This is a genomic window from Edwardsiella piscicida, from assembly GCF_021733145.1.
Lineage (GTDB): Bacteria > Pseudomonadota > Gammaproteobacteria > Enterobacterales > Enterobacteriaceae > Edwardsiella > Edwardsiella piscicida.
Genome location: NZ_CP090968.1, coordinates 3,051,424 through 3,077,545, shown reverse-complemented (window position 1 = coordinate 3,077,545; position 26,122 = coordinate 3,051,424). Strand labels below are relative to the sequence as shown.

Genomic DNA, 26,122 nt, shown 5'->3' with positions numbered 1-26,122 from the left:
CGTCCGCGATCCGGTTAAGGCATTTTTTTCAGCGCAATCTGCTGTGGAATGCCGAAGTCGATGCTGAACCGCAGGCGGGTTTCGTCGCCGCGCGCGGCGCAGGCGATCCCGTCGACCGGGGCGGCAGGCTGCCAGCGTCCCCGCAGGGTGACCTCGATGGTGACCGGCTTAGCCGCCTTCTGGCGCGTCATGTTCAGATCCGGCGTCACGGCGCTGAGCACCAGGCCGCCGTCCTGTGGTCGGGTCATCACGATGGCCGGGCGGTTGACGCCGATCACCGGGCCCTCCTTCAGGGTTGGCGTCCGGTAAAAGACATAGCCGGTGACCTGGCTGGCGTTGTCGCGGATCACGTGTACGCCGTCTTGGCTACGGAGGACCGTGAAGGGGGCATTCCCCTGCTTCAGCTGCTGAGCCAGATCGCGCATGCGCTGCGGCGTGGCGTCGAGCACCACCAGATACTGATAGGCGCCGTTCTTGACCGCCGTACCGTGATTGAGCCAAGCGACGCTGAACTCCCCCTCTGTCGGGGCCATGTTCTTATTGTCGGCGGAGCGCTGCAGCTGGCGGCGTACCTCTGCCGTCGGCCCCTGCACCAGCAGGTAGCCGTTGCCATCGGCGTCGATCAGCCAGTCGCCGTTCTGCAGGCTGCCCTGCCAGGCGGCCGCGTCGATGCGCTGACCGTTGACCCAGATGGCGCTGTCGCGTCCCGGTGAGTTGGCCAGTTGGAACAGGGTGGTCTCCAGCGCATGTTTACCATCGCTGCTGTTCAGATCGCTGCCGACCATGATCAGTCGGTCATCGACGGCCAGGACGCTCTTCAGGGCGCTCAGCCCCTGGTCAAAGCTGGGCTGCTCCCGGGACGGGCGCAGATCGAAGGCCAGCATGCCGTAGCGATTATCCAGCGATGAGGTGCCGCTGAAGGGATGTTCGCCGCGCAGCATCAGCGTGTGACGATTCGGGCTGTTGAGTGCCTCCAGCGGCAGGTGTAGCGTGGTGGCGCCCGGCATGCGGTTCCAGTCCCATCCCGCTTGGCGGTAGCCCTGCTCCTCCTGGGGGCCGTGAGAGACGATCTGGACGACGCCGTGGCTCTGGTAGCGGCCATAGCGGTTGTCCTTAAGATAGATCTCAGAGGACCAGACGTTGCTGTTAAACGCCTTCAGGGTCACCATCTTGTCGCGCCAGCGATGAATGCCAAAGGCGCCGCCGTTGAAGGCATAGAACCCCTGCGGCAGCGCCGCCGGTTGAAGCGATTCGCCGAACAGGGTCTTCGCATCCGCCGCCGTTTTATTTGCCAGGCGTAGGTAGATGGCGGCCAGGGTGGCGTCAGGCCGTTTGCCATAGGACATGGCCAGCCAGTAGTAGGCATTGGTCAGACTCTCCAGCGAGGGGGAGTTAAACGGATGGCGTCCGGCCAGCGAAATACCGGTCTGCGGGTTGCTGTAGATCCAGGCGGCCACCATGGCCTGTTTGAGCTTGTCCAGGCCGTCCTGCTGCAGGGCGAAGGGGGTGCCGCGCAGCAGATAGGCCAGCTGGGCCGCATTCTTGAACGCCGGGAAGGAGTAGCCCGGGTAGTTCCCCTCGTGGCGCCAGGCGGTGCCGTCGGGACGCAGACCGTCATTGCTGCCCGGCGGCGTTTGCGCCAGTGCGGCGCTGATATAGTGGCTGAAGCTGTTCAGCAGATCGATGCGCTGCTGGGGATTGGGCTCCAGCAGTAGCAGGGCCAGATGCTGACGCGACAGGGTATTGAAGTAGTCCAGGTTGCTGCTCTCGGGCCCGACCTTCATGTCGAAGCTGGCCTTAAATTCGCGTGAGTACCACAGCAGGGCGTCGTAGACCGGCTGCGTTAGCTTGGCCTGATCCAGCACCGGGCTCATCAGCAGCGCCGAGATGTACCACCAGCGGGCGCTGTAGCCCCAGTGGTGGGTGGTGACCAGACCGCTGCCCTGGGCGAAGCCCTGGTCGAGCAGGTGGCGGGTCATCAGCAGATACATATCGGCCAGCTGGCGCTGCACGGCAGGATCGTGGCTTTGACGATAGGCGTGGCTGATATTGAACATCAGCGTGGTGTAGTCACCCAGGATGACATAGCGATCGAACTTGGCCTTATCCTGCGCGCTCAGGTGCTCCGGCTGGTAAAGGATCTTCTGCTTATCGGTGATCAGGTGACGGCCGCTAAGGGTGCCGTCGGCGGCCTGATGGATCTGCAGGGCGTCGAAGGCGGCGCGCAGTTTGCTCAGATCCGCTTCGGCTTTCAGGGTGCTGTCCTGCGGGCCGTTGACGAATTCGTCGATCAGGCGCTGGCGGATCAGCTCGACGCCGGCCTGGTTGGCGGGCGTCATCGCCAGCGTCGGCGTGGCGCGATGGAACTGGATCTCCGGCTCGGTATAGCGGGTTTTGACGTGGTAATCGGACCATTGATAGCGCGCGTCATCCACCGAGATCATCACCCGGTCAATGAACAGGCGGCCAGATTTCTCCCCGCTGGGGGCGCGCAGACGAAGGGTGTCGATACGATCGCCGAGGGTGCGGCCTACGCTGGGCTCCGCCGCGTCCTCGTCGCTGCGGACGCCGGCGCCGCTCATCTCCCGGTTGGCCAGATCGTTGTTCAGCGAGACGCCGACGGCGCGCCAGCCGCGGAAGTTCAGCTTGACCTGGGTACCGGCGTCGGCCTCATTGGTGCCATTCAGGCCATTGCCGAGATCGACGGTCAGGACATCATCGATGGGATGCTCGTTATAGATCCAGAAGGAGAGCACCGGCGTGGCGGCCCGTCCCCAGATCTTGGAGACCTGGGCATCCGTTGGAATATTCATGGCGTGGCGCAGCAGCAGGCTGCCGCCGCGCTGCCAGTCCCAGACCAGCGCCCGTTCCCCCATGATGGCGCGCTTATCGCTCAGGGCGACGCGCGAGCCGGGCGTGGTGGTGATGTCGCGGAGATCTTCCGGCTGATCAAAGCTGTAGATCTGCGAGCGCATCATCTCGGCGCGATCGCGGGCGTTGGCGTCCGGGGCCGCCGTGGCCGCCGCGTTGAGAAGCAGGGCGGCGATAGCGGCCGCTAGCAGGGTGCGATGCATGGATAACATGGTAGATTCCCTTTCCCAAGTGCGCCGATTAGAAACGATTGCCCAGGGTCAGGCCGATAACGCCTTCGCCGTAGCGGTCATCACGGTTATAGCCCAGACCGATCCCCAGGTTGAGCGACTCGCTGATATCCATGCGCGCGCTGGCATCGACGCGCAGCTGATTGCCGCCCACTCGGGCGCCAACGGTCTCTAAGGTCGAGCCGCCGTTGGTGATGGAGACCAGCGTATGCTGCTGACGGATGCGGCGATCGCCGTCGAGATCGTGCAGATAGCTGACCTGCATCGATGGCGTCAGCGTGCCCCAGCCGGTGGCGTACTGTGCCCAGGCGCTCAGGCCGCCGCCCAGGTGGTTCAGGCTGTATTTCTGGCTGCTGTTGCTCAGGGAGAGGATGGAGCCATTTTCACGCCAGGAGTCAAAGTTGAGCCACTGGTACTGGTAGGTGAGCATCGGGCGCAGGTGCAGGGCGCCCAGCTCCAGATTCAGGCCCGCGTTGAGCTGGTAGCCTGCCTGCATGCCGGTATAGTCGCCGTTGGCCTGGGTTTCGCCCTGCCAGCCGCTGTCGCCGCCGATGTGACGCTCGCTGTTGACGCGCAGATAGCCGATGTTGAGGTTACCGTCGGCGAACAGTATGCCGCTGCGCCAGCCGAGGTAGGGCATCAGCTCGACCGCATCGATGCGTTTACTCTGGGTCACGCCGCGGCTGTCGGCCTGGCTATGGCTATAGCCGAGGGCGAAGCCGAGCATGGCGCTGTCGTCGATCTCCTGATCGGCGCCCAGGCTGATACCGTAGCGGTTCATGCGAAAGCCGTTGGCATAGTCATTGCCGCTCTGGGTACCGTGGCCGTACAGGGTGTTGACCCACAGGTTCCAGCCGCTGTCGCGCTCCTGCAGCGGCAGCTGACCCAGATAGCCGAGCTGGCGCTGGGCGATATTGTTACGCATGTCGCCGACCAGCTGGTTGGCGGCGCGGATCTCGCTGCCGTCGCCGTTAGGGGTCATCTGGTTGGCCAGCGTCGCGATGGCTTCGGCGTTGCTGCCGGCGGAGACCAGCAGCGCCAGCGCCTGGTCAGAGGCGGCGCTGTGGGTACCGTTAAATTCATTCAGTACGTTGGGGACGATAAAGGCGGTGGTGCGCAGTGCGTTGGCCGAGGCGCCACCCTGCTCAGCCAGGGCCGCAAAGGTGCTGGCGCCGCCGTAGCTGACGCCGTAGTTGACGATCAGCTGATTGCCGCTGACGCCGCCGTTCATCTGCGGCGGAGAGGGCTCTATCCAGGAGTTGGTCTGGGTCAGCAGCGGGGAGATGTCGAGCTTGGCGCCATCCATGCCGGTGATAGTGACTTTGTCGGCGTTGGTGATGCCCTCGGTGGCTTCGATCAGCACGATATCTTTATTGATAATGTTCGAAATCTGACTGCCGTTGTAGCCCATGCTGACGGTACTGCCATCTTTATGCAGGGAGAGTTTGTCGACCCGCAGGATGGCCTCGTCCAGGTTGGTTCGATCGTTGAGCTGAAAGACCAGATTACTGCCTTTCTGGTTTACAAAGGTTCCGCCAAAGTGGATGGTGCTGTCTTGCCCGATGATGGTCAACGTGCCCCAGTTTTCGACCGTATTAAACCCACTGATATTGTTACCGTTGAAGATGGCGGTGCTGTTGTTAAGGGCAAAGTTGATCTTGTTGCCTTTTTCGGTGTTACCGTTACCTAAGATATCGCCGATAATGGTACTGCCATCGACGATATCTGCGCGCATCGGACCGCTTGCCTGACGGAAGTCCATGGCGATGCCATTGCCGCCTTGGACGGTCGCACCGCCTTTGACACTGAAGATACGCCCGCTGGAGAAACTTCCATCGACCTGAATAGCGGTGCCCTGTTTGCTGATAACGTTGACGCCGTTGATATAGACATTGTTGGTGACCGTGGTGCCTTTTTCAACCAGCATTGCGGGGGTATCTGGAGTATTGACGATGATGTTTTTATTGACCGTTGCGCCGCCACCGCCAATGATCATGGTATCGCAGATATCGCTGGCAGGATCGCAAACCTCTGCCGCCCAGGCGGTGTTGTAGAGTGCAGAGGCAATAGCGGTATAGAGGAAAAGATGCTTATATTTATTCACGTGATAACCTCGGTGTTGGCATTCTTATTAGTGGATTAGAAACTGGCGCGTACGGCGACCTTGAAATAGTCGTATTCGGTCTTCAAATCGCTATTTTTTGTTTTGATTTTTTCGTGATAGTACTCGGTCATTACGCGCCACTGATTATTAATCGGATAGGCCAGTTGCAGGGTATAACGTGACATGTCTTTATTGATAAAGTCGCCCTTGGCATTACGCTCGGTGATCTCACCAAATACCGACTGACGGGTCGATGGCGAGATAACCAGGCCGATGGGGGTATTCCAGTTGAGATAAACACGCACCTGCTGGTTGCGCTGGAGTTCGCGGGTCTCAAACTCATTTTGCTTATTGGCGTGCTTGCCACTTTGGAAATAGGCGACGGTGGTATTGATATTCGGGGTGATAAAGTAGCGGATGCCAGGCTCTAACTCCCAGGAGAGATAGTCGGTATTGGTGGTCAGCCCCTTTGCCAGATTCTCTTTCTTCTCCATGCTGAACATGGCGCTGCCCGCCAGAGCCCAATTGTTCGAGAGGTTGTAGTAATAGGATGTCTTGGTGCTGTAGAAGTCAACGGTAATACGGTTGCCGTTGTCATACGTGGTTGTGTCCTGACGCACCTTGAAGCTGGGCTGGATCCAACCATTATTGATCTTGTAGCGATAGCCAGCCTGCAAATCCAGACGCTGATAGCGACTGTTATTATCGGCTTCACGCTGACGTAGTCCGGCATCAAAATACCAGTTGGATTTCGTGGGGTTAATATTGATATCTAAGCGGTAACCGGAGTAGTTAGCCGGCGTATCATAATCGGCGGTTTCCCAAGAAAATATGGTATTAATATTGGCTGCCTGCGCGCTCAGAGAGGTCAGCGACAGCGCAATAAGCGATCCCAGAAGTAATTGATTGTGCTTGTTCATAGCATTCCTTACGATAATAACAACCGTGATGAATTAATGCTTTTGCTGGTATTGTTATGATTATTTTTCGAACGCAAACCAAACGCTGCCCTTACTGTCGACAGCGTCGACAGTAAGGGGGACGGGTAAATACGTACGATGTGTGGCGTTAGCTGGCTTTAGCGCACTCAGCCACTTTTTTGTTCAGTTTATTGGTGGTGGCGGTGGTAAATTCAACCGGGCGCCAAGAGTCACCGGTTTTTTCCAGCCATGGAATTAATTCTTCATCGGTGAGTTTTTTAATCAGTGCATCATTGCCAGCGGCAATATTCTTCATCTGATAGGGATCGTTAACATTATCGTACAGGGTGTATTTCAGCGGCTGGCCATCTTGGCGATCGATAACCAGGGTGTGGCTGGTGGTGCGTACGCCGCGGCGGCCGAAAGAGGGCTCGCCGTAGGGAACAAACAGGTATAGCTGAGAGCTGGCCGTTTCGCCCTTACCGTGGGTGATGCGCGATGCCAGGTTGCTGCCCTCGACCGTGCCGGGGATCCACTGCTCCAGTCCCATCAGACCAAGGATGGTCGGGTAGATGTCCGGCGCCGACATCAGCGCGTCATCGTTGCCCGGGGCAATTTTGCCCGGCAGGCGGAACATCATCGGGATGCGCATCGCCTCTTCATAGGGGACGTTCTTGGTCGGCTGACCGTTGGCGCCCAGGCAGCAGCCGTGATCGGAGAAGAACACCACCAGGGTATTTTCCGCCAGCCCCTGCTTGTCCAGCTCGGCCAGAATACGGCCAAACTGTTCATCGACCCCGTTGACCATCGCCATGTACTCCTTGAAGTACTGCGGGCCATAGCCTTCTTGGTAGTTGGCCTGCCAGTCGACGTTGGGACGGGTGTTGAGATCGCGCGAGCTCTTGCCCGGGAAGCGGTCCAGGTATTTTTGCGGCACCTGATCGTAGGGGGAGTGCGGCGGGTTCATGGACACCACCAGCGCGAACGGCTTGTCGGCGGCGCGGAAGCTGCCTTTCTCATTGCGCAGGAACTTAATGGCCATATCGGCTTCGTGTTCGGCGCTCCACTGATCGACATACATCGGCGATTCACGCGGGGTATTATTGCCCCAGTACATCGGGCGCATATGCAGATCGTAGGTGCCGTAGGAGTACCAGAAGTCAAAGCCGTGGCGGCGATCCGGGGCGGTCCAGTCGTTCCAGTAGCGCCCTTCCATCGGGTTGTTGTAGCTCTCAATAAAGGGGGCCTGGGGGGCGTCCAGATGCCATTTGCCGATGTAGCCGGTGCTGTAGTCCAGCTTTTTCAGTACGTCTGACCAGCACTGGGCGTAGCGCGACAGCTCAATCCCGACCTTGCCGCCAAAGTCATGCGCATTGCCGGTGATGCCGTTGCGGATCGGGTACTGCCCGGTCATCAGCATGCCGCGAAACGGCGTACACAGCGGGTAGTTGGACACGGCCTGGCGCATCACGCGAGACTGCTTGGCGAAGGCGTTTAAGTTCGGCGTCAGCGAGGGGTCCTGTCCCATAAACTGCAGCGCCTGGGCGCGGAATTCGTCGGGAAACACGATCAGCAGATTCGGCGCATCCGCCGGTCTGGCCTGTGCGCCTTTTCCCTGCTCCTGCCCCAGCGTGGCGGCGAGGGCGGCCGGCGCAGAGATGGCTGCACCTCCGGCGGCCAATCCTTTCAGAAAGCTCCTGCGAGTAACGGACATCAAACCCCCCTTCTTGTTTTTGTGTTTTCTTTCGTTTGGTTTTTACACATCTTATTTATACTTTTTGTGCAGCTCAAATCATAAATTAACGAAAATTATGGAAATAAAAGCAAGATCACACTAAATGCACTACGGCGCGGTGAAGGGGGGGACGAGGGGGGGAGAAAACTGTGAGGTACTTAACAGGTATTACCGCGTAGCATACGGTTTTTAAAGGCGTTACCGCGCGATGACCAGACGGAAATCGTGATGGTTACGGGGGAGGATTTCCGTGGCGAGCCGCCGCGGCGTCGGGGGTGACCATCGCGCACCGAAAATAGCAACGCATGCAATCGAAAGCGTCGTGATTAATAGATAAATAACGATAAATCATGTTATTGCATTCATTCTGTTTTATAAAAACTAAAACGAAAGGTATTTGCGTGGCTTGTTTGTGCAATAAATGATCTTTTGCTTTCAATGGTTTTCGTTGTTGTCGTGGGGCTCGCGCAGCTGTTCGGCGACGGCCGTGATCTCCTCCTGCAGCGAGGCGATAAAGGTCTCTACGGCGGCGGAGCCGGGGCGGTGGCGGGGGCGGATCAGGCTGACGGTAAAGGGAACGGCTACGCTGAAGGGGCGCCACGCCAGTCCGCGGCCGGCGAAGTCCAGCGCGGTCAGAGGATTGACGATAGACAGCCCGATTCCCTGGCGCACCAGCGCGCAGACGGCGGCGGCGCTGTGGGTTTCTGCCACCATCCGGCGTGCGATCCCCGCCCGTTGAAACAGGGCATCCAAGGTATGGCGATAGCTATCGCCGGCCGACAGGCTGATATAGGGCTGCGCCGCAAAGTGGGCCGGGGTCAGGATGGCATGGCGTAGCAGCGGGTGATCGTCCGGCAGTACGCAGACCTCATTCAGCGTCGCCAGGGCGTGGCGATCGCAGCCCGGCGGCGTGCTGCACTCTTCCGTCAGCCCCAGATCGTAGCGCTGGGCCGAAAGCCACTCCTCCAGCAGGGGGGACTCCTGCGGGGTAATGGTCAGGCTGACCTCTGGATAGCGGGCGAGAAAGCGGCGGCAGACCTGCGGCAGCAGGGACTGGGAGAATGCCGGCAGACAGACGATATCCAGCGTGGCCCGACGAAACTGGCGGATCTGGCTGGCGGCATCTTCGATACGCTCAAGACCGTAGTAGGCGCGCTGAACCTCTTCAAACAGCTGCAGCCCCTGGGCGGTTGGCCGCAGACGACCGCGCACCCGCTCGAACAGCTTTAGCGCCAGCAGCTGCTCAAAGCGGGCCAGTTCGCGGCTGACGGTCGGCTGAGAGGTGTGCAGCTGCGCGGCGGCCTCGGTGAGGTTGCCGCTGGTCATCACGGCATGAAAGATGGCGACCTGACGCAGGGAAATACGGTGCATGGCGGGCTCCGGCGACGCGCGGCGGTACAGGAAACGGGCGTGTTCCATATCATAAATGAATAGACTCGTGACAAATAGATATTTTTTATTCGCTCAGCGCGCTGCTACATAAAGAGGAATGCTGATTTTTCCGGAGCCTTTTGCCATGCCCTATCCTCTGAATCAGGCCGGTTATGCCCTGAATGACTCGCTGCTCGCCGCTCTGCCGGGCCGCTTTGGTACGCCGCTGTGGGTTTATGACGCGGCGCTGATCGAACGCCAGATAGCCTCTCTGCGCGCCTTCGACACCATTCGCTTCGCGCAGAAAGCCTGCTCCAACCTGCATATTCTGCGGCTGATGCGTCAGGCCGGAGTGAAGGTAGACGCGGTATCGCTGGGGGAGATTGAGCGGGCGCTGGTGGCGGGATTTCGCCCGGGCGGCGACGATGAGGAGATCGTCTTTACCGCCGACGTGATCGATGAGGCGACGCTGGATCGGATCTGTGCGCTGGGGATCACGGTTAACGCGGGATCCTGCGACATGCTGCGCCAGCTGGGCCGCCGAGCCTCTGGGCACCCGGTCTGGCTGCGCATCAATCCGGGCTTTGGCCACGGCCACAGCCAGAAGACCAATACCGGCGGAGAAAACAGCAAGCACGGCATCTGGCATCAGGATTTGGCGCAGGCGCTGGCCCTGATCGATACCTACGGCCTGCGTCTGGTCGGCCTGCATATGCACATTGGCTCCGGCGTGGATTACGACCACCTGGCCCGGGTCTGCGATACGCTGGCCAACCAGGCGATCGCGCTGGGGCGTGATATCCAGGCGATTTCCGCCGGCGGGGGGCTCAGCATACCCTACCGCGACGGCGACGCCGCGGTGGACGTCAGGCACTACTATGGGCTGTGGGATGCGGCGCGGCGGCGTATCGCCGCGCATCTGGGGCATCCGGTGCGTCTGGAGATCGAGCCGGGACGCTATCTGGTGGCGCAGGCCGGCGTGCTGCTGGCGCAGGTGCGGGCGGTGAAGTCGATGGGACAGCGCCACTTTGTCCTGGCGGACGCCGGGTTTAACGATCTGATGCGCCCGGCGATGTACGGCAGCCATCACCATATCTCGCTGCTGCCGCAGGATGGGCGCGACGTCGCGACGCCGTGCATCGAAACGGTGGTGGGGGGACCGCTGTGTGAGTCGGGTGATGTGTTTACCCAGCGCGAGGGGGGCAAGGTGACCTCGTGTGCGCTGCCGGCGGCGCAGGTGGGAGACTGGCTGGTGTTTCACGATACCGGCGCCTACGGGGCCTCGATGTCCTCCAACTATAACAGCCGTCCGCTGCTGCCGGAGGTGCTGGTGGAGGGGAATAAGGCCCGGCTGATCCGCCGTCGTCAGCGAATGGATGAGCTATTGGCGCTGGAGCAGATATAATGATTTCAGGAATCGTTCTGCGCCATTGCTCTCAAATTAAACATATTAAATTGTTGCCTTATGTTTCACGAGCCAACAATAACGTTATTTAACTAATTAGATCATATTTCCCCCAGAGCGGATCGCCTACACTCAGCGGCCTGATTTCTTACTGCGTGATTGGGGTGGGACGTCTCCCGTAGCGGGGCGGCAGCGGCGGTCATGTTGGCCCAGCGCAAGGCGCGAGCGGCAAGATGCGTCACCCCCAATACGCCGTGAGTAGCGCAGCGCTGGGCGTCGGGCTCCGCTGCATGATGCGCGCCAGAAATGGGAACGCTGCACCGTCGGACCGGAGCCACTGGCCTTCGCGTCTTGCCCCCCATTTCTGGCTCAGCGTCGACGCCACGCACCGTTACAGCAATGGGATACAGTCGAGTATGAAGAGCACGAAAACCTGTTCGTTATCGCGCCTGGAGCCGATCTGGCAGGATTTGTTGCATCAGGCGACGCAGAGTCTGCTGGCTCAGCGTTCGCTTCCCGAGCTGATGCGTGCCCTGCATCAGCTCTCCTTCTCCGCGATCCGCTTCGATCGCGTCAATATTCTGCGCTTGGATCCGCTGCATAACCGCATCACCCTGTATCGCTACGATCCGCAGCAGGATCGGGTGATCCAGGACGGCGATGTCCTGCTGGCCGATGGCCCCGGCGGGCGAGTCTGGACCGAGCAGCGCCCGGTCTGCTGCTCGGGCGCCGATTTCTGCGTTGACTTCGCCGCCGTCGCCGCGCTGCCGCACTATGCCGGGATTACGGCCTATTGCCAGCTGCCGCTGACCACGGAGCGACAGCGTCTGGGCGGTATTGAGTTCATTAAGTATCGAGCCGATGCCTTCAGCGAGGGAGAGCTGGCGCTGGCGGCGCCGCTGGCTGAGATCGTGGCGCAGATCTTCGAGCGTCTGCTGGAGCGGGAGCAGTTCCAGCAGCAGGAGGAGCTGCTGCGCCGCGAGCGTGACCATTTCCGTATTTTGGTGGACGTGACCAATGCGGTGACCTCCAAGCTGGAGATGGATGCGCTGGCGGCCGAGGTCTCCAAGGAGATCCACCGCTTCTTCGGTATCGACTACATCGGGCTGTCGCTGATCGAGCAGGGTGACGAGCGCCTTAAGTCCTATATCACCGGCTATCAGAGCGGCAAGGCGGTGCTGCGCGAGCAAAAGCTGCTGCCGCTGGCCGGCTCGTTGGCCCAGCGGGTGATCCGGGATAAGACCATGCTGCTGATGGATCTCTCCGATTCCGCCCGCCTGGCGCCGCAGGATCGTCAGCTGGCTCAGATGCTGAGCTTTGGCAACCGTACCGTCTGCCAGCTGCCGCTGATCTTTGGCAATAAGGTGCTGGGCGTGCTGAAGCTGGCCCAGTGCCAGGCGGGAGTGTTTAATCCGCGCAACCTGAAGCTGCTGCGTCAGATCGCCGCCCGCATCGCCATTGCCGTCGATAATGCGCTGGCCTACGGCGAGATTTCGCGCCTGAAGGACAGCCTGGTGCATGAGAACCGCTATCTGACGGAGTGCATCCGCCAGGAGGGCGACTTTGGCGAGATTGTCGGCCAGAGCGAGGCGATGCGCAGCGTGCTGGAGCAGGTGGAGATGGTGGCGGCCAGCGACTGCAGCGTTCTGATCCTGGGGGAGACCGGCACTGGTAAGGAGCTGATCGCACAGGCGATCCATAACCTCAGCCTGCGTAATCAGAAGCGAATGGTCAAGATGAACTGCGCCGCCATTCCCAGCGGACTTCTGGAGAGCGATCTGTTCGGTCACGAGAAGGGGGCCTTTACCGGCGCCAGCGCCCTGCGCATGGGGCGCTTTGAGCTGGCCGACCACGGCACGCTGTTTCTGGACGAGGTCGGGGATATCCCGCTGGAGCTGCAGCCCAAGCTGCTGCGGGTGCTGCAGGAGCGCGAGATCGAGCGCCTGGGCGGCAGCCGGGTGATCCCGGTGGACGTGCGGCTGATCGCCGCCACCAACCGCGATTTGAAGCAGATGGTGCAGGATCGCCAGTACCGCAGCGATCTCTACTACCGGCTCAACGTTTTTCCTATCGTTATTCCGCCGCTGCGGGAGCGCCCCGAGGATATCCCGCTGCTGGTTAAGTTCTTCACCCGCAAGATAGCCAAGCGGATGAACCGCACTATCGACAGCATTCCCACGGAGACCATCCGCATGCTGAGCCAGCTGCCCTGGCCGGGTAACGTGCGTGAGCTGGAGAATATTATCGAGCGGGCGGTGATCCTGAGCCGTGGTCCGGTGCTGAATCTACCGCTGGATGAGCTGCAGTACCATCTTTCCCCGCCGCTGGCTAACCGCAGTATGCCGATCCCGGCGCCGATGGCGTCCGCGTCCGCGTCCGCGTCGTCGGCGCCGGAGCCGGGGGAGGCGAGCGAGCGAGAGCGTATCCTGCAGGTGCTGCGCGAATGCAACGGCATCGTCGCTGGACCGCGCGGCGCGGCGGTTCGCCTGGGGCTGAAGCGCACGACGCTGATCTCGCGCATGCAGCGTCTGGGGATCTCGGCCCACGACGCCACCCTGTAGCCTCAGGCGTCGCCAGGGGTGTCACGGCGGCATCGACATTAGTGTCGATGCCGCCGTCGTTTTCGCGGGTGCCCCGCGCCGCGCGGCATCCCCTTTGGCGATAAACGCATCATCTGCGCTGAAATACGTTATTTAAGTTACTAATTTCCTGTAAAACATCATACAAATAATTAATAATTAAAACTGGCACGTATCCTGCTTATTTTGGTGACCGACGGGCGGTTATGTCGATCGCGCGTCGGCTGCACGGCGCATCACATCGCGATGCGCGCAATCTCTGGAGTATGGTGGAGTAATTACTATGAAGGTCAGCGAACTAACCGAGAAGTCGCTATTTATCCATAATAAAAATGAGAAGCTGATGGCGCAGTGGGCGACCTATAAAAGCAGCCTGATCAAGGCGACCACCTCTTCCCGACTGAAGATTTTCCATGAGTTCAGCTGCGGTGACGGCGACAGCGTCAACTTTACCGTGTTTGACCACTTTATGGTGGAGATCCGTCTGGCCGGGGAGTTTTACAGCAAGACCATTCAGTACGGCCTGCGGCTGAACGGCGGCGATGAGGATCGCTTTGTCGAGCTGGGACGGGCGACCTTTGACGACGAGGGGATTCTGGATGGCCGGGTGAGCAATCGCGATCGCGACGGCGTACTGGAGCACTACCTGGAAAAAATTCAGTCGCTGTATGACACCCTGTACCATGCCATGCAGGACAGCCGTCCGCTGCATGAGGTGCTGTTCGCCCGCTGGGGTGGCAACGTTCCCGCCTAACCCCCAGGGGAAAACACCGGGCGGAGATGCCCGGTGTCGATCCGCGCTCAGCAGATGCGCGGCAGCGGTTCGCTGTGCGGCAGGTCGAGCAGACGCGCCGCGCCGAACAGGCCGACCAGGCGCACCTGACGCCGATCGGTGGCGACGCCGATGGTGGCGGCATTCGCCCCCAGCGGGTGGGCATGCAGGCAATCCAGCACCGCCTGCTCCGCCTCGGGCGCGACGGCCAGCACCAGCTTGCCCTCGTTCGCGAAGTTGAGCGGCTCCAGCCCCAGCAGTTCGCAGATCCCGCGCACCGCGTCTTTTACCGGCAGCGACTTCTCGTCGACATCCATGCCACAGCCGCTGGCCTGGGCAAACTCATGCAGAATGGCGGTAACGCCGCCGCGGGTGGCATCGCGCAGGGCGCGTACGCCCGGGATGTTACGCAGCGGCGCGATCAGCGGCGCCAGCACGGCGCAGTCGCTGCTCAGTTCGGCCTCTAGCCCCAGCTTTTCCCGCAGATTAAGGATCGTGGCGCCGTGATCGCCCAGGGTGCCGCTGACGATCAGACGATCGCCCGGCTGGATCTCGGCGGCCGCCCAGCGGATATCCGCCGGAATGGCGCCGATGCCAGCGGTATTGATAAAGATCTTATCCGCCGCACCGCGCTGCACTACCTTGGTATCGCCGGTGACGATCTGGATCCCGGCGTCGCGTGCCGTCTGGGCCATGCTCTGAACAACCTGCTCCAGATCGCGCAGCGGCAGCCCCTCTTCCAGGATGAAGCCGCAGGAGAGAAACTTGGGATAGGCGCCGCTGACCGCCAGATCGTTGGCCGTGCCGCAGACCGCCAGCTTACCGATGTTACCGCCGGGGAAGAAGATAGGGTCGATCACGTAGCTGTCGGTAGTGAAGGCCAGCCGATCGCCCAGCTGGTTGAAGCCGCACAGCGGCAGACGCGCCTGATCTTCACGGGCGTTGAGCGCCGGATTGTCAAACAGCGGTAAAAACAGGGTATCGAGCAGCTGTTGCATTGCCAGGCCGCCGCTACCGTGCGCCATGGTAATCACATCGTCTTCAGACCATTTGCTCATGCTTATTGCTCCATTCCTCGACGATACTGGTAGAACGCCGCGCAGGCCCCTTCCGAAGAGACCATCAGCGCGCCAAAGGCATTCTGGGGATTACAGCGGGTGCCGAACAGCGGGCACTCCGCCGGTTTGCAGCGGCCGGTCAGCACGTCGCCGCAGCGGGCGAGCGGATCGTCAGCCACGCGCTGGCGCTGGGGGTGAAAACGCAGCTCGGCGTCAAACGCGGCGTAGGCCGGGCTCAGGGCCACCCCGGAGTGTGCGATTTCACCGAGTCCGCGCCATTCGCTGCTGTCGCGGGTGACAAACACCTCATCCAGCGCCCGCTGCGCCAGGGCATTACCGCTGTCCGGTACGATGCGGCGGTACTGGTTTTCCACCTCGCAGCGTCCTTCGCACACCTGGGCCAGCAGCATATCCAGAGACTGCAGAATATCCAGCGGCTCAAAGCCGGTGATCACCAGCGGCTTGTGAAACTCATCGCAGATAAAGGCGTAGGGATGGGCGCCGATCACCATGCTGACGTGTCCCGGCGCAATGAAGCCATCGATGCGCACATCGGGCTGCTGCAGCAGGCTGCGCAGCGTCGGGGTAATGGTGATGTGCTGGCAGAAGACGCTGAAGTTTTTCACGTTCTGGGCGCGAGCCTGCTGCAGGGTGACGGCGGTGCTGGGCATGGTGGTTTCAAAGCCAAGGCCGAAGAAGACCACCTCGCGATCCGGCATCTGCTGCGCCAGGTTCAGCGCATCGAGGGGAGAGTAAACGATGCGTACGTCCGCCCCCTGACGCTTGGCGTCGAGCAGGGAGCCGCTGCGACCCGGCACGCGCATGGCGTCACCAAAGGTGCAGAACACCACGCCGGGGCGGCGGGCGATCTCCACGCACTGGTCGATACGCCCCATCGGCAGTACGCAGACCGGACAGCCCGGACCGTGTACGAATTCGATCTCTTTGGGCAGCAGCTGATCGAGGCCAAATTTGAAGATGGCGTGGGTATGCCCCCCGCACACCTCCATGATCTGCAGCGGCAGACGGCAGCTGGCCGGCAGCTGGCTGACGCGCTGACGGATCTTCGCCAGCAGCGCCTCCGCCAGCTGGGGATCGCGGAATTCATCAACAAACTGCATTTATCACTCTCCGCTGCGCGCCGCGCCGGCGCCGACGCGCATAAAGTGCGCCACGTCGGCCTCTACCGCTTCCATGGACTTCAGCGCCTCCAGCGTATCCTGCGCCTCCTGCTCGTCCAGCACGCTCATGGCAAAGCCGACGTGCACCAGCACCCACTGACCCAGCAGATCGCGGGTGTCGCCTTCGCACACCAGCGCGATGTTGACGTCACGCTTCACGCCGCAGACGTCGACCTGCGCCAGCTGGTGGATATCGTCGCCGACGGCGACCACTTTTCCCGGAATTCCCAGACACATTATTGATTTTCTCCCAGCGTGGTTTCCAGCCAGGCCAGCCAGGCGTCCATTCCCTCTCCGCTGGTGGCGGAGAGCTGGATCACCTGGATCTGCGGGTTGATGCGTCGCGCGTTGGCAATGCAGGCGTCGACGTCGAACTGCAGGTAGGGCAGCAGATCGATCTTATTGATGATCATCAGGCTGGAGGCTGCAAACATATGTGGATATTTCAGCGGCTTGTCTTCACCTTCGGTGACAGACAGCACCGCGACTTTATGGCGTTCACCCAGATCGAAGCTGGCCGGGCAGACCAGATTGCCGACGTTTTCAATGAACAGTAGGCTGTGGTCCGGCAGCGCCAGGCGGTGCATGGCGTCATGTACCATCTGAGCATCCAGGTGGCAGCCTTTGCCGGTGTTGACCTGAATCGCGCTGACGCCGGTGGCGCGAATGCGTTCGGCGTCGTTGGTGGTCTGCTGATCGCCTTCGATCACCGCGCACGGGAAGCGGCTGGCGATGCGTTTCAGGGTTTCGGTCAGCAGGGTGGTTTTACCGGAGCCAGGGCTGGAGACCAGATTCAGCGCGGCAATATGCTGGCGAGTGAAGTGTTCGCGGTTATGCTCGGCCAGCGCGTTGTTTTTGCTCAGTACGTCCTGCTCGATCTGCACCATGCGGCGTTGGCTGATGCCCGGCGCGTGGGCGCCCGCCTCGCCGTGGCCATAGTCCAGATCGTCGTGATGCTGGTGGGGCGCGAACGCCGTCTCGTCGGCATGGCGATGGGCATGGCTATGCTCATGCTCGTGCGCATGGTCATGATGGTGGTCATGGTCGTGGTCATGGTCATGGTCATGGTTATGGTCATGACTGTGGGTATGCGCAGGGTGGCTATCATGGCTATGGGCATGCTGCTGTGCCTGTTCAGGCGTAGCGAAGACATAGTGATAGTGGTGGTGCACATCGCCATTATGGTGGTAGTGATGATGCACATTCACGACGCGCGCGGCGTCCTGGCTCTCATGGTGATGGCCATGATGGTGGTGACCGTGGTGATGCGCATGACCGTCGCTGTCGTGACGGTGGGCGTGAGGGTGTTCGTCGCCTTCAATATGCAGTTCGCCGGCTGCACAGCCGCAGGTGGTACACATATAGGGGATCTCCTGAGCGTTAGGGTTACTCAATCTCAATCTGTTTGATTTGCATGCTGTCACCGCCGTCGACGCGCAGATTGTGGCTCTGGCAGTGCGGGCAGCCCGCGTCGTGGCTGGTTACCGTGATCGGGCGGCTGCAGTTCCAGCACCAGGCCTGGGCCGGAACGGTGTTGATTCGCAGCGCGCAGCCCTCGGCCAGGGTGCCGCGACAGACGATGTCAAAACAGAAGGTTAATGCGCTCTCTTCAATGCAGGAGAGGGCGCCAATGTCCAGCCAGACCGACGTGACACGCTTGGCGCCGCTGTCGCGCGCCTGGCGTTCAATGATGTCAAATGCGCTTTGGCAAAGGGATAATTCATGCATGGTCATTCTTCTTTCGTTGTGCCGGGCTTATCCTCGGGGAAAGCGGACGGCTGAACCTTGATTACCGTCATCAGTTCACCGATTCCTCGGCGCTGCATGACGCCTGCGCGGGATCTATCGCCTCTTTTAGGCAGTGAGCGGCGATGATGGCCTGACCGAGAGCCAACGCGCCGTCTCCGGCGGGCAGGCGCAGGGGCAGCAGCAGACGGTAGTCCGCCAGCCGCGCCAGCAACAGCTGACGCAGCAGTCGATTGTGCAGCACCCCGCCGGACAATACCAGCGTTTGGCACCCTTCGCGTTCGGCGTGGTAGCGCAGCAGCGCCGCGAGACCGTCGGCCAGCGCCCGGTGAAAGGCCAGCGCGCGCAGGGGCACCGGTGCCTGCCAGCCGAGCCAGTCGCGCCAGAAATCGCCCATGGCCAGCTCACCCTGCGCGTCAAGGCTCAGGGTGACCGGCGTCTCCTGGGGCCAAGCCTGCCAGGCCTGCGCCTCTAAACGGCAGGCCGCCTCGCCCTCAAAGCTTATCTGCTCGTGGCAGAGATCCAGCGCCGCCGCCGCCGCGTCAAACAGGCGTCCGCAGGAGGAGGCGCGCGGGCAGTTCAGGTCGCGATCGATGGCCCGGGCCAGCAGCGGCCAGTTTTTTGCCTGTATCCGCTGGGTTTCCGGGTAACGCTGCCAGTCGGGGACAAAGCGCAGCAGCTGGGCCAGCAGGTTACGCCAGGGCTGACGGGCGGCCAGATCGCCGCCGGGCAGCGCCACCGCCGGCAGCCCGCCCAGGCGGGTGTACCCCCGGTAGTCGACCCGCAGGCACTCGCCGCCCCAGAATTCACCCGACTCACCGTAGCCGATGCCGTCCAGCGCCAGGCCGATCAGCGGGGTCTCCTGCGGCGTAATCCCGTGTTCAGCCATGCAGGCCGCCAGGTGTGCATGATGATGCTGCACCGCGATCAGCGGCAGCGCGCGCGCGTCGGCCTGCTGCTGCGCGAGCCTGTGGCTGTGGTAGCCGGGGTGGCGATCGCAGGCGATAGCGCGCGGACTGAACTGGTACGTTTGCAGCAGTAGCTGCCAGGTCTGCAGGAACTGCTGCTGAATGCGCGCCTCGCCCAGATCGCCCAGATGCTGGCTGAGCAGGGCGCGTCCGCGCTGCAGCAGGCAAAAGGTATTTTTCAGGTCGCCGCCGACGGCGGCGACGTCTGGGAGCGTGCTAAAGGAGTCGGGCAGCGCAAGGGTATCCGGCACATAGCCGCGGGCCCGGCGCAGCATCTCACTCCCCGCCGGCGCGTAGCGCACCAGCGAGTCGTCGGCGCGCTGGACGATATCGCGGTTGTGCAGCAGCCACAGATCGGCGATGTCCACCAGATCCGTCAGCGCCTGGGCGTTATCCAGCGCCGGCGGTTGGCCGTTGGCGTTACCGGAGGTCATCACCAGCGGTCGCCCGATCCGCGCCATCAGCAGGTGGTGCAGCGGCGTGCTGGGCAGCATGACGCCGACTTCATCCAGGCCGGGTGCCACCCGCGGCGGTACGGCGCTGGAGGCGGGGATCAGGACGATGGGCGCCGCCGGACTGCTCAGCAGGGCCTGCAGCCCGTCGTCCGGCGCGGTGCGGCAGTAGCGCGCCAGCCAGCTCAGGTCGGGCAGCATCAGCGCCAGCGGTTTTCCCGGGCGCCGCTTGCGTTCGCGCAGGCGGGCGATGGCGGCGTCGTTTTCGGCGTCACAGGCCAGATGAAATCCCCCCAGCCCTTTGACGGCGACGATATGTCCGGCATCCAGGGCCCGGGTGACGGCCTGCCAGGCCGCCTCGCCTTCGCGCCGGTCGACGCCGTTGGCGCCGCAGCTCCACATCGTCGGGCCGCAGAGGGCGCAGGCGGTCGGCTGGGCATGAAAGCGCCGGTCGGCGGGATCGCGGTACTCGCGGGCGCAGGCCGGGCACAGCGGAAAGTCGGCCATGGCGGTAAAGGGGCGATCGTAGGGCATACGGCGGATGATGGTAAAACGCGGGCCGCAGTGGGTACAGTTGATAAACGGGTAGCCGTAGCGGCGGTTGGCCGGATCGCGCATCTCAGCCAGGCACCGTGGGCAGGTGGCGGCGTCGGGCACGATCTGGGTATCCATGGCACCCTGGCGGCTGTCGACGATCCGGAAACCGTCCGCGGGCGTCTCTGCCCAGGGGTGGCGTTCGATGGTATCGATACGCGCCAGCGGCGGGCAGTCTGCGTGCAGTCGCTGGATCAGCGTGTCCAGATCCGCCGGCAGGCGAACCACCAGCCAGACGCCGCCGGCGTCGTTGCTGACCTCGCCATGTAGCCCCAGCGCCTGGGCTATCTGCCAGACATAGGGGCGAAAGCCGACGCCCTGAACCTTTCCTTTTATCCGTAATGCGATGGCGTTGTGTTCCAAAAAAATAACTCCGTGCCAGCGCGCTGCGGGGCTGGCGTTGATACCTGGGTTGTCCGGGGATAGCGGCGCTGCGCTGGTTGACCGGGAATAAGACTAGCGGCAGCGGCGCCAGGCCGCATTGATATCAGGCAGCCTACACGCAAATCGCAGCGCGTTAAATAAAGCGAACGGTGAATAAATTGTCGCAAATTGGCCGGGGGCCGTGCAACGCGGCATGTCATATCTGAGCGTTGGCTCTCGCTTTGCCGCGGTGCGCCGGTGGCGGGGGAGACCCCCGCGAGAACGGTGGAGAGGGGCGTATGCCCGGTTACAGCAGATCGCCCAGGTTATCGAAGGCGGCGCGCTGGCGTCGCTCCTGGATCAGCGTCTGCATGGCGTTGCGATCGATAAGCTTCAGGGCCTTGGTCGGGCAGGCTTCCACGCAGGCCGGGCCGTTGGCGCGGTGATTGCACAGATCGCACTTGTTGGCCTCCGCCTTGCTGCTGCTGATACAGCCGCTGCTGCCGTAGCGCTGCGTCACCGTGGTGGTGACGACCTCCATGGTGCCGTAAGGACAGGCGACCACGCAGGTCTTGCAGCCGATGCATTTTTCCTGGTCAACGCAGATGAAGTCCTGCTGGCGGCTGATGGCACCATTGGGGCAGACATTGGCACAGGGGGCGTCTTCACACTGGCGGCACAGGATCGCCGTGCTGATGTTGTCTCCCTTAATGACGTGAATGCGCGGGGTGAAGTTATCGCGGCTGAGGTTATGCAGCTCGCTCTCCTCCCGGTGGGCCATGACGCAGGCGATTTCGCAGGTACGGCAGCCGATGCATGTTTTGGGGTCCGCAATGACAAACCGATTCATTCAATTACTCCCGATATCGTTATAGTGTCGCGCCGGGGAACCCCGGCGGAGTCGCTGCTGCTGACCCCGCCGGACGGTTATCAAAAGTGATACGCGGCGTGTTAGTTTGATAATCCGCCGCGCACCCCGTTGATAAGGCGTTCAAAGGCGCGTTATTGTTTTGAGAGCCGCAGCCCGTTACCCCTCTGCGCTTTCGCGCAGATGCCGCTTGATACTGTCATACTCACGTTCCACGTAGGCTTCCGCCGCCGGCTGATCGGCGATGGCCTCCAGGGTGACCGCGCAGTATTTGTATTCCGGCGTCTTGGTAATGGGGCTCAGGTTCTCTGCGACCAGCTCGTTACAGGCGCCGATCCACCACTGGTAGGTCATATAGACCGCCCCGCGGTTGGCGCGCTCGCTGACGGCCGCCCGGCTGATGACCTTGCCCTGGCGCGAGCGGATCCACACCAGATCCTGATCGCGGATGCCAAAGGTCTTGGCGTCCTCGGTGTTGATCTGAATATAGCCCGGCTCGTCGGCCAGCGCGGCCAGCGCCTTGCAGTTACCGGTCATGGAGCGACAGGAGTAATGGCCCACTTCGCGTACCGTCGCCAGCACCAGCGGATAGTCGTCGCTGACGCGATCGATCGGCGGACGCCATTCGCAGGTAAAGAACTGGCCTTTGCCATTGGGAGTGTCGAACTTGCCGCCCTGGTACAGGTACTGGGTGCCGGGGCTTTCCAGCGTCGGGCACGGCCACTGGATATAGGCCAGATCCGCCATCTTCTCGTAGGTGGCGCCGTAGTAGATCGGGCACAGCTCGCGCAGCTCGTCCCAAATCTCCTGGGTATCGCTGTAGCGCATCGGGTAGCCCATCGCCGTTGACATCAGGCCGATGATCTCCCAGTCGCGCTTCACGTCGCCCACCGGCTCCACCGCTTTATAGAAGCGTTGGAAACCGCGATCCGCGGAGGTGTACACCCCTTCGTGTTCGCCCCAGCTGGTGGCCGGGAAGATCACGTCGGCGATGGCCGCGGTCTTGGTCATGAAGATGTCCTGCACGATCAGCAGATCGAGCTGTTCGAAGGTGCGGCGAATCGTGGCGAGATCCGGCTCGGTTTGCAGCGGATCTTCGCCCATCACGTAGTGCGCCTTGATCAGGCCGTGATCGATATTGTGCGGCACCTCGCTCAGGGCGTAGCCAATCTTGTCGTTCAGCTTTTCAACGCCCCAGGCCTTGGCAAACTTCTCCAGTACGCCCGGCTGATTCACGTACTGATAGCCGGGGAGGGTGTTGGGCAGCGCGCCCATATCGCAGGCGCCCTGTACGTTGTTTTGCCCGCGAACCGGGCCGACGCCGACGTGGGGCTTGCCCAGGTTGCCGGTCAACAGCGCGATGCTGGTCAGGGTACGTACGGTCTCCACCCCCTGATAGAACTGGGTGACCCCCATGCCCCACAGGATGGTGGCGCTGGGCGCCTTGGCATACATCCGCGCCGTTTCGCGGATCATCTGCGCGCTGATGCCGGTGGTCTCTTCAACCGATTCCGGGGTGTAGGCGGCGACCAGATCGCGGAAGGTGTCAAACTCCTCGGTATGCCGTTCGATAAACGCGCGATCGTGCAGGTTTTCAGCGATGATCACCTGCGCCATCGCGTTGAGGAACGCAATGTTAGAGCCGTTTTTCAACGGAACGTGGATGTCGGCAATGCGTGTGGTTTCAATGCGACGCGGATCGCAGACAATGATTTTTGCCCCTTTGGCCTTCGCATGGAGGATGCGACGGGCGACGATGGGGTGAGAGTCCGCGGCGTTGTAGCCGAAGACAAAAATGCAGTCAGTATCTTCAAGTTCGACGATAGAGTTGCTCATGGCGCCGTTACCGACCGATCGCTGCAGACCTGCAACCGAAGGGCCGTGTCAGACGCGTGCGCAGCAGTCGATATTGTTAGTACCGATAGCCGCGCGGGCGAACTTTTGCATCACGTAGTTGGCTTCGTTGCCGGGACCGCGCGATGAGCCGGTGGTCATAATGGCATCCGGGCCGTACTTCTCTTTGACCGCCAGCAGACGGGAGCTGGCGAAGGCGATCGCCTCGTCCCAGGAAACCGCTTCCAGTTTGCCGCCGCGCTCGCGGCGGATCATCGGTGACTTCAGGCGCGGGGTCAGGATTTTGGTATCGTGGATAAAATCCCAGCCGTAGTACCCTTTCAGGCACAACTCGCCCTGGTTCGTCACGCCATTCGCCCCTTCGGCACGAATAATTCTGCCGTTATCCACCACCAGGTTGATTTTGCAACCCGAGGCGCAATAAGGGCAGACCGTGATGACTTTCTTCATCAACATTGCTCCTATTTTTATGACCACCGGACGTTGCGTACCCGTCCGGCGTAACTATCTACAGAGAGCCTTGGCGCATCGGTGTGCGTCCCGCCTGTCATGTACGGGCGGCGGCACAGAGGCCGTCCGCCGCGCTCTCCCGATTATATATGCATGATGCGTGCCAGGTTTTCCCATCAAGCCAGGTGGCCTAATTGCCTGAACTATAAAGGCTGGCGTAGGAATCCCGTGATGATCCGCATCAAAGTGCCGACGGACTCGACAAAACTGTCGCACAATTTTGGCACCCGGCTCGGCGCCGCGCGTCAGATCTCGCCTGAGGGCACCGTCAGACGTGCGATGCCGCCGTCGTCTCCCCAGCGGTGCAGGCGCTGATACAGCGTCTCGACCGCCTCTTTGACCGGCTGCATCATCGGCGCGTAAAAAGCCACGATGGCCGGCTGGATCCCGATAAAGGTGATATCGTCCACGTCCTCGCGCAGCTGGGCTATCAGGTAGCTCAACGGCAGGTTATGGGTGGTGACGATAAACAGCTCGGCGATGTCGCGCTCGTCGATAATGCGGATTTCGCCCGGCTCCAGCCCCATTTCCGTCGCATCGACGATCAGCAGCTTCTGCGGGCGCAGTTCGCGCACGGTGTGGGCGTAGCTTTCCGGGCTGCTGCCGCCGTCGATGACCTGCCAGCCGGGGATAGGGTGTCCGCACAGCTTCTCCGCCAGCAGCGGGCCGACGCCGTCGTCGCCCATCATGCTGTTGCCTACGCACAGGATTAGATTGTCAGCCATTGTGTCGTTTCACCATCAGATAGATTGTCGGTTCATTCTCGATCAGCTGCAGCGCGTCGATCAGGCTGCGGCTCCACGCCTGCTGCGGGGGCGTCATCGCCGGCAGCGCCCGATCCAGCGCGCAGGCCAGCGTGTGAATATGGCTGATATCGATGCCGATCTCGCCAAAGCGCAGCACGCCTTCCAGCTTGCGCCGCGCCTCGCCGGCCTCCAGCTGCGCTATCCACGCCCGGTAGTCGCTCAGGGGCAGGGAGAGGTAGGGCTTCAGGCAGTCGATCACCCCCAGGTGGTGACCGATGGCCAGGCTGTAGTAGATAACCTCTCGCGCCGCCGGCGGCGTTGCCGCATCATCTTCAGCCTGCTGTACAAACTTGGCGTTGAGGATGTGAAACACCACCGTCGGGTCGGGAAAGTAGGCGGACGCGCGTTCGGTCATCGGCGATCTCCCTGGGGGGCCGCATCGCTGCACACCTGCATCAGCCGCCCCATGACCTCGCTCAGGCGCGGATCGTTTTCCGCCGCCAGGAAGCGGTCGAGGCGTTGCTCCAGGGTATCGGCGTCGCGGCTGGCCAGCAGGGCCATAAACTTGTCGGCCAGCTGGCGGCCATAGCGGTAGCCGGACATGCGCCGAGCCTCGCGATCGATCAGCACCCGCAGGGTCTGCGGGATATCCGGGTGCAGGATGGCCGCCTGCTCATCGTCCTGCTGGCTGTGGTGCTGCGCCTTGAGCTTTTGATCCAGCAGGCCGAGGGCGACGGCAAAGCCATACAGGGTCGCCGCCGGCGTCGGCGGACAGCCGGGAATATAGACATCCACCGGGACGATTTTGTCGGTGCCGCCCCAAACGCAGTACAGATCGTGAAAGATGCCGCCGCTGCAGCCGCAGGCGCCGTAGGAGATCACGATTTTGGGATCGGGGGCCGATTGGTAGGCGCGGATCGCCGGAATGCGCATGGCGCGGGTCACCGCGCCGGTGAACAGCAGAATATCGGCGTGGCGCGGCGAGGCGACCACCTTGATGCCGAAGCGCTCCGCGTCGAACAGCGGGGAGATGGCGGCGAAAATTTCAATTTCGCAGCCGTTGCAGCCGCCGCAGTCAACGCGATAGACATAGGCCGAGCGGCGGATGTCCTTCAGCAGGGTCTGCTTCAGGCGGGCGGCCTGTGCATCCAGCGTGATGGGCACCGGCTGGCCGTTGGCGTCGCGCGGACCGATTAATGCGCCCGCCGGCGGGGTAGTGATGATCTGGCTCATTGTGACGCCTCCGGCATCAGGTGACGGCCCAGCGCAATGCGCGCCGTCGGGATCATGTTGTGTTGACGCTTGCACGCCGGGCAGGTTTCAAACTGGGCCCGGCGCGCCTCGGCCTGGTCGGCCGTCAGGTGACCGGCCTGGACCAGCAGGGCCATAGCGTAGTCGATCTCTTTCTGCGCGGCGTAAGGCGCGCCGCACTCGATGCAGCGGCAGACGCGGAACTCGGCACGCTGCTGCAGATCCTCTTTGCGCCACACCGCCAGCTCAAACTCCGGCGACAGCACGATGGCGGCGGTGGGGCACACCTCTTCACAGCGGGCACAGAAGATGCAGCGCCCCAGATTGAGCGCCCAGGTCCGTACGCCGCTGGCGGCGTCGGTCTGCATGGTCAGGGCGTTGGCCGGGCAGGCGGCGGTGCAGGCGCCGCAGGCGATGCACTGCTGGGCATCATACTGCGGCTTGCCGCGGAAGTTGGCGTCGACATCCAGCGGACGCGCCGGATAGGCGACGGTAGCATGGCGATGACGCAGGGCAGTTTTTAACAGTTTCAGCATAGTCTCTC

The 26,122-nt window shown here is 61.9% G+C and carries 20 protein-coding genes; 3 read left to right on the top strand and 17 right to left on the bottom strand.

The genetic code is table 11. The features are described 5' to 3' along the window. Positions 1-14 precede the first annotated feature (14 nt). From L1P05_RS14020 to L1P05_RS14000, 5 genes are all read right to left on the bottom strand, one after another. Positions 15-3,083, bottom strand: a complete 3,069-nt coding sequence (locus L1P05_RS14020; protein WP_012849740.1) for a chondroitinase family polysaccharide lyase — start codon at positions 3,081-3,083, stop codon at positions 15-17. Between the two features lie 28 nt (positions 3,084-3,111). Then, positions 3,112-5,205: an autotransporter family protein gene (locus L1P05_RS14015; RefSeq protein ID WP_012849739.1), complete on the bottom strand. Its 2,094-nt coding sequence runs from the start codon at positions 5,203-5,205 to the stop codon at positions 3,112-3,114. A 35-nt stretch (positions 5,206-5,240) separates the two neighbouring features. After that, the gene (locus tag L1P05_RS14010) at positions 5,241-6,125 is read right to left on the bottom strand and encodes an OmpG porin family protein (RefSeq protein ID WP_012849738.1); all 885 of its coding nucleotides are present in this window, start codon (positions 6,123-6,125) and stop codon (positions 5,241-5,243) included. 148 nt (positions 6,126-6,273) lie between these two features. After that, positions 6,274-7,839 (bottom strand): sulfatase family protein, encoded by a 1,566-nt coding sequence (locus tag L1P05_RS14005; protein WP_034167933.1) that lies wholly within the window; start codon positions 7,837-7,839, stop codon positions 6,274-6,276. Between the two features lie 456 nt (positions 7,840-8,295). Further along, entirely contained in the window at positions 8,296-9,231 is a 936-nt protein-coding gene (locus L1P05_RS14000; protein WP_034167934.1) for a LysR family transcriptional regulator, read from the bottom strand. Between the two features lie 145 nt (positions 9,232-9,376). Here L1P05_RS14000 and lysA point away from each other — a divergent pair, with 145 nt between their 5' ends. From lysA to hycA, 3 genes are all read left to right on the top strand, one after another. Continuing rightward, complete coding sequence (gene lysA, locus L1P05_RS13995) at positions 9,377-10,636, top strand: diaminopimelate decarboxylase (protein ID WP_015462263.1); 1,260 nt, start codon at positions 9,377-9,379, stop codon at positions 10,634-10,636. A gap of 416 nt (positions 10,637-11,052) precedes the next feature. Beyond that, on the top strand, positions 11,053-13,197 hold the full coding sequence (gene flhA, locus L1P05_RS13990) for a formate hydrogenlyase transcriptional activator FlhA (protein ID WP_012849733.1): 2,145 nt from the start codon (positions 11,053-11,055) through the stop codon (positions 13,195-13,197). Between the two features lie 301 nt (positions 13,198-13,498). Further along, positions 13,499-13,969, top strand: a complete 471-nt coding sequence (hycA, locus tag L1P05_RS13985) for a formate hydrogenlyase regulator HycA (RefSeq protein WP_012849732.1) — start codon at positions 13,499-13,501, stop codon at positions 13,967-13,969. Positions 13,970-14,016: 47 nt separating this feature from the next. Here hycA and hypE read toward each other — a convergent pair whose 3' ends face one another. From hypE to L1P05_RS13925, 12 genes are all read right to left on the bottom strand, one after another. After that, positions 14,017-15,045 carry a hydrogenase expression/formation protein HypE gene (gene hypE / locus L1P05_RS13980; RefSeq protein ID WP_012849731.1) on the bottom strand — a complete coding sequence of 343 codons (1,029 nt, stop codon included), beginning with the start codon at positions 15,043-15,045 and terminating at the stop codon, positions 14,017-14,019. Positions 15,046-15,047: 2 nt separating this feature from the next. Further along, complete coding sequence (gene hypD / locus L1P05_RS13975; protein ID WP_012849730.1) at positions 15,048-16,166, bottom strand: hydrogenase formation protein HypD; 1,119 nt, start codon at positions 16,164-16,166, stop codon at positions 15,048-15,050. A gap of 3 nt (positions 16,167-16,169) precedes the next feature. After that, positions 16,170-16,463 (bottom strand): hydrogenase maturation factor HybG, encoded by a 294-nt coding sequence (hybG, locus tag L1P05_RS13970; RefSeq protein WP_012849729.1) that lies wholly within the window; start codon positions 16,461-16,463, stop codon positions 16,170-16,172. Continuing rightward, positions 16,463-17,587: a hydrogenase nickel incorporation protein HypB gene (gene hypB, locus L1P05_RS13965; RefSeq protein ID WP_012849728.1), complete on the bottom strand. Its 1,125-nt coding sequence runs from the start codon at positions 17,585-17,587 to the stop codon at positions 16,463-16,465. Before hypB ends, hybG begins: the two co-directional genes overlap by 1 nt. Before the next feature lie 25 nt (positions 17,588-17,612). Continuing rightward, positions 17,613-17,954, bottom strand: coding sequence for a hydrogenase maturation nickel metallochaperone HypA (gene hypA / locus L1P05_RS13960; RefSeq protein ID WP_015462258.1), 342 nt, complete (start codon positions 17,952-17,954; stop codon positions 17,613-17,615). Positions 17,955-18,024: 70 nt separating this feature from the next. Then, the gene (hypF, locus tag L1P05_RS13955) at positions 18,025-20,349 is read right to left on the bottom strand and encodes a carbamoyltransferase HypF (protein ID WP_012849726.1); all 2,325 of its coding nucleotides are present in this window, start codon (positions 20,347-20,349) and stop codon (positions 18,025-18,027) included. A gap of 307 nt (positions 20,350-20,656) precedes the next feature. After that, entirely contained in the window at positions 20,657-21,199 is a 543-nt protein-coding gene (gene hydN / locus L1P05_RS13950; RefSeq protein WP_012849725.1) for an electron transport protein HydN, read from the bottom strand. Positions 21,200-21,376: 177 nt separating this feature from the next. Next, positions 21,377-23,521 carry a formate dehydrogenase subunit alpha gene (gene fdhF / locus L1P05_RS13945; protein WP_080514648.1) on the bottom strand — a complete coding sequence of 715 codons (2,145 nt, stop codon included), beginning with the start codon at positions 23,519-23,521 and terminating at the stop codon, positions 21,377-21,379. Positions 23,522-23,826: 305 nt separating this feature from the next. After that, entirely contained in the window at positions 23,827-24,306 is a 480-nt protein-coding gene (hycI, locus tag L1P05_RS13940) for a hydrogenase maturation peptidase HycI (RefSeq protein ID WP_012849722.1), read from the bottom strand. Next, positions 24,299-24,742, bottom strand: a complete 444-nt coding sequence (locus tag L1P05_RS13935) for a formate hydrogenlyase maturation HycH family protein (RefSeq protein ID WP_012849721.1) — start codon at positions 24,740-24,742, stop codon at positions 24,299-24,301. The genes hycI and L1P05_RS13935 overlap by 8 nt, the downstream gene beginning before the upstream one ends. Continuing rightward, the gene (locus tag L1P05_RS13930; RefSeq protein WP_012849720.1) at positions 24,739-25,560 is read right to left on the bottom strand and encodes an NADH-quinone oxidoreductase subunit B family protein; all 822 of its coding nucleotides are present in this window, start codon (positions 25,558-25,560) and stop codon (positions 24,739-24,741) included. Before L1P05_RS13930 ends, L1P05_RS13935 begins: the two co-directional genes overlap by 4 nt. After that, positions 25,557-26,114: a formate hydrogenlyase complex iron-sulfur subunit gene (locus L1P05_RS13925; RefSeq protein WP_012849719.1), complete on the bottom strand. Its 558-nt coding sequence runs from the start codon at positions 26,112-26,114 to the stop codon at positions 25,557-25,559. Before L1P05_RS13925 ends, L1P05_RS13930 begins: the two co-directional genes overlap by 4 nt. Positions 26,115-26,122 lie beyond the last annotated feature (8 nt).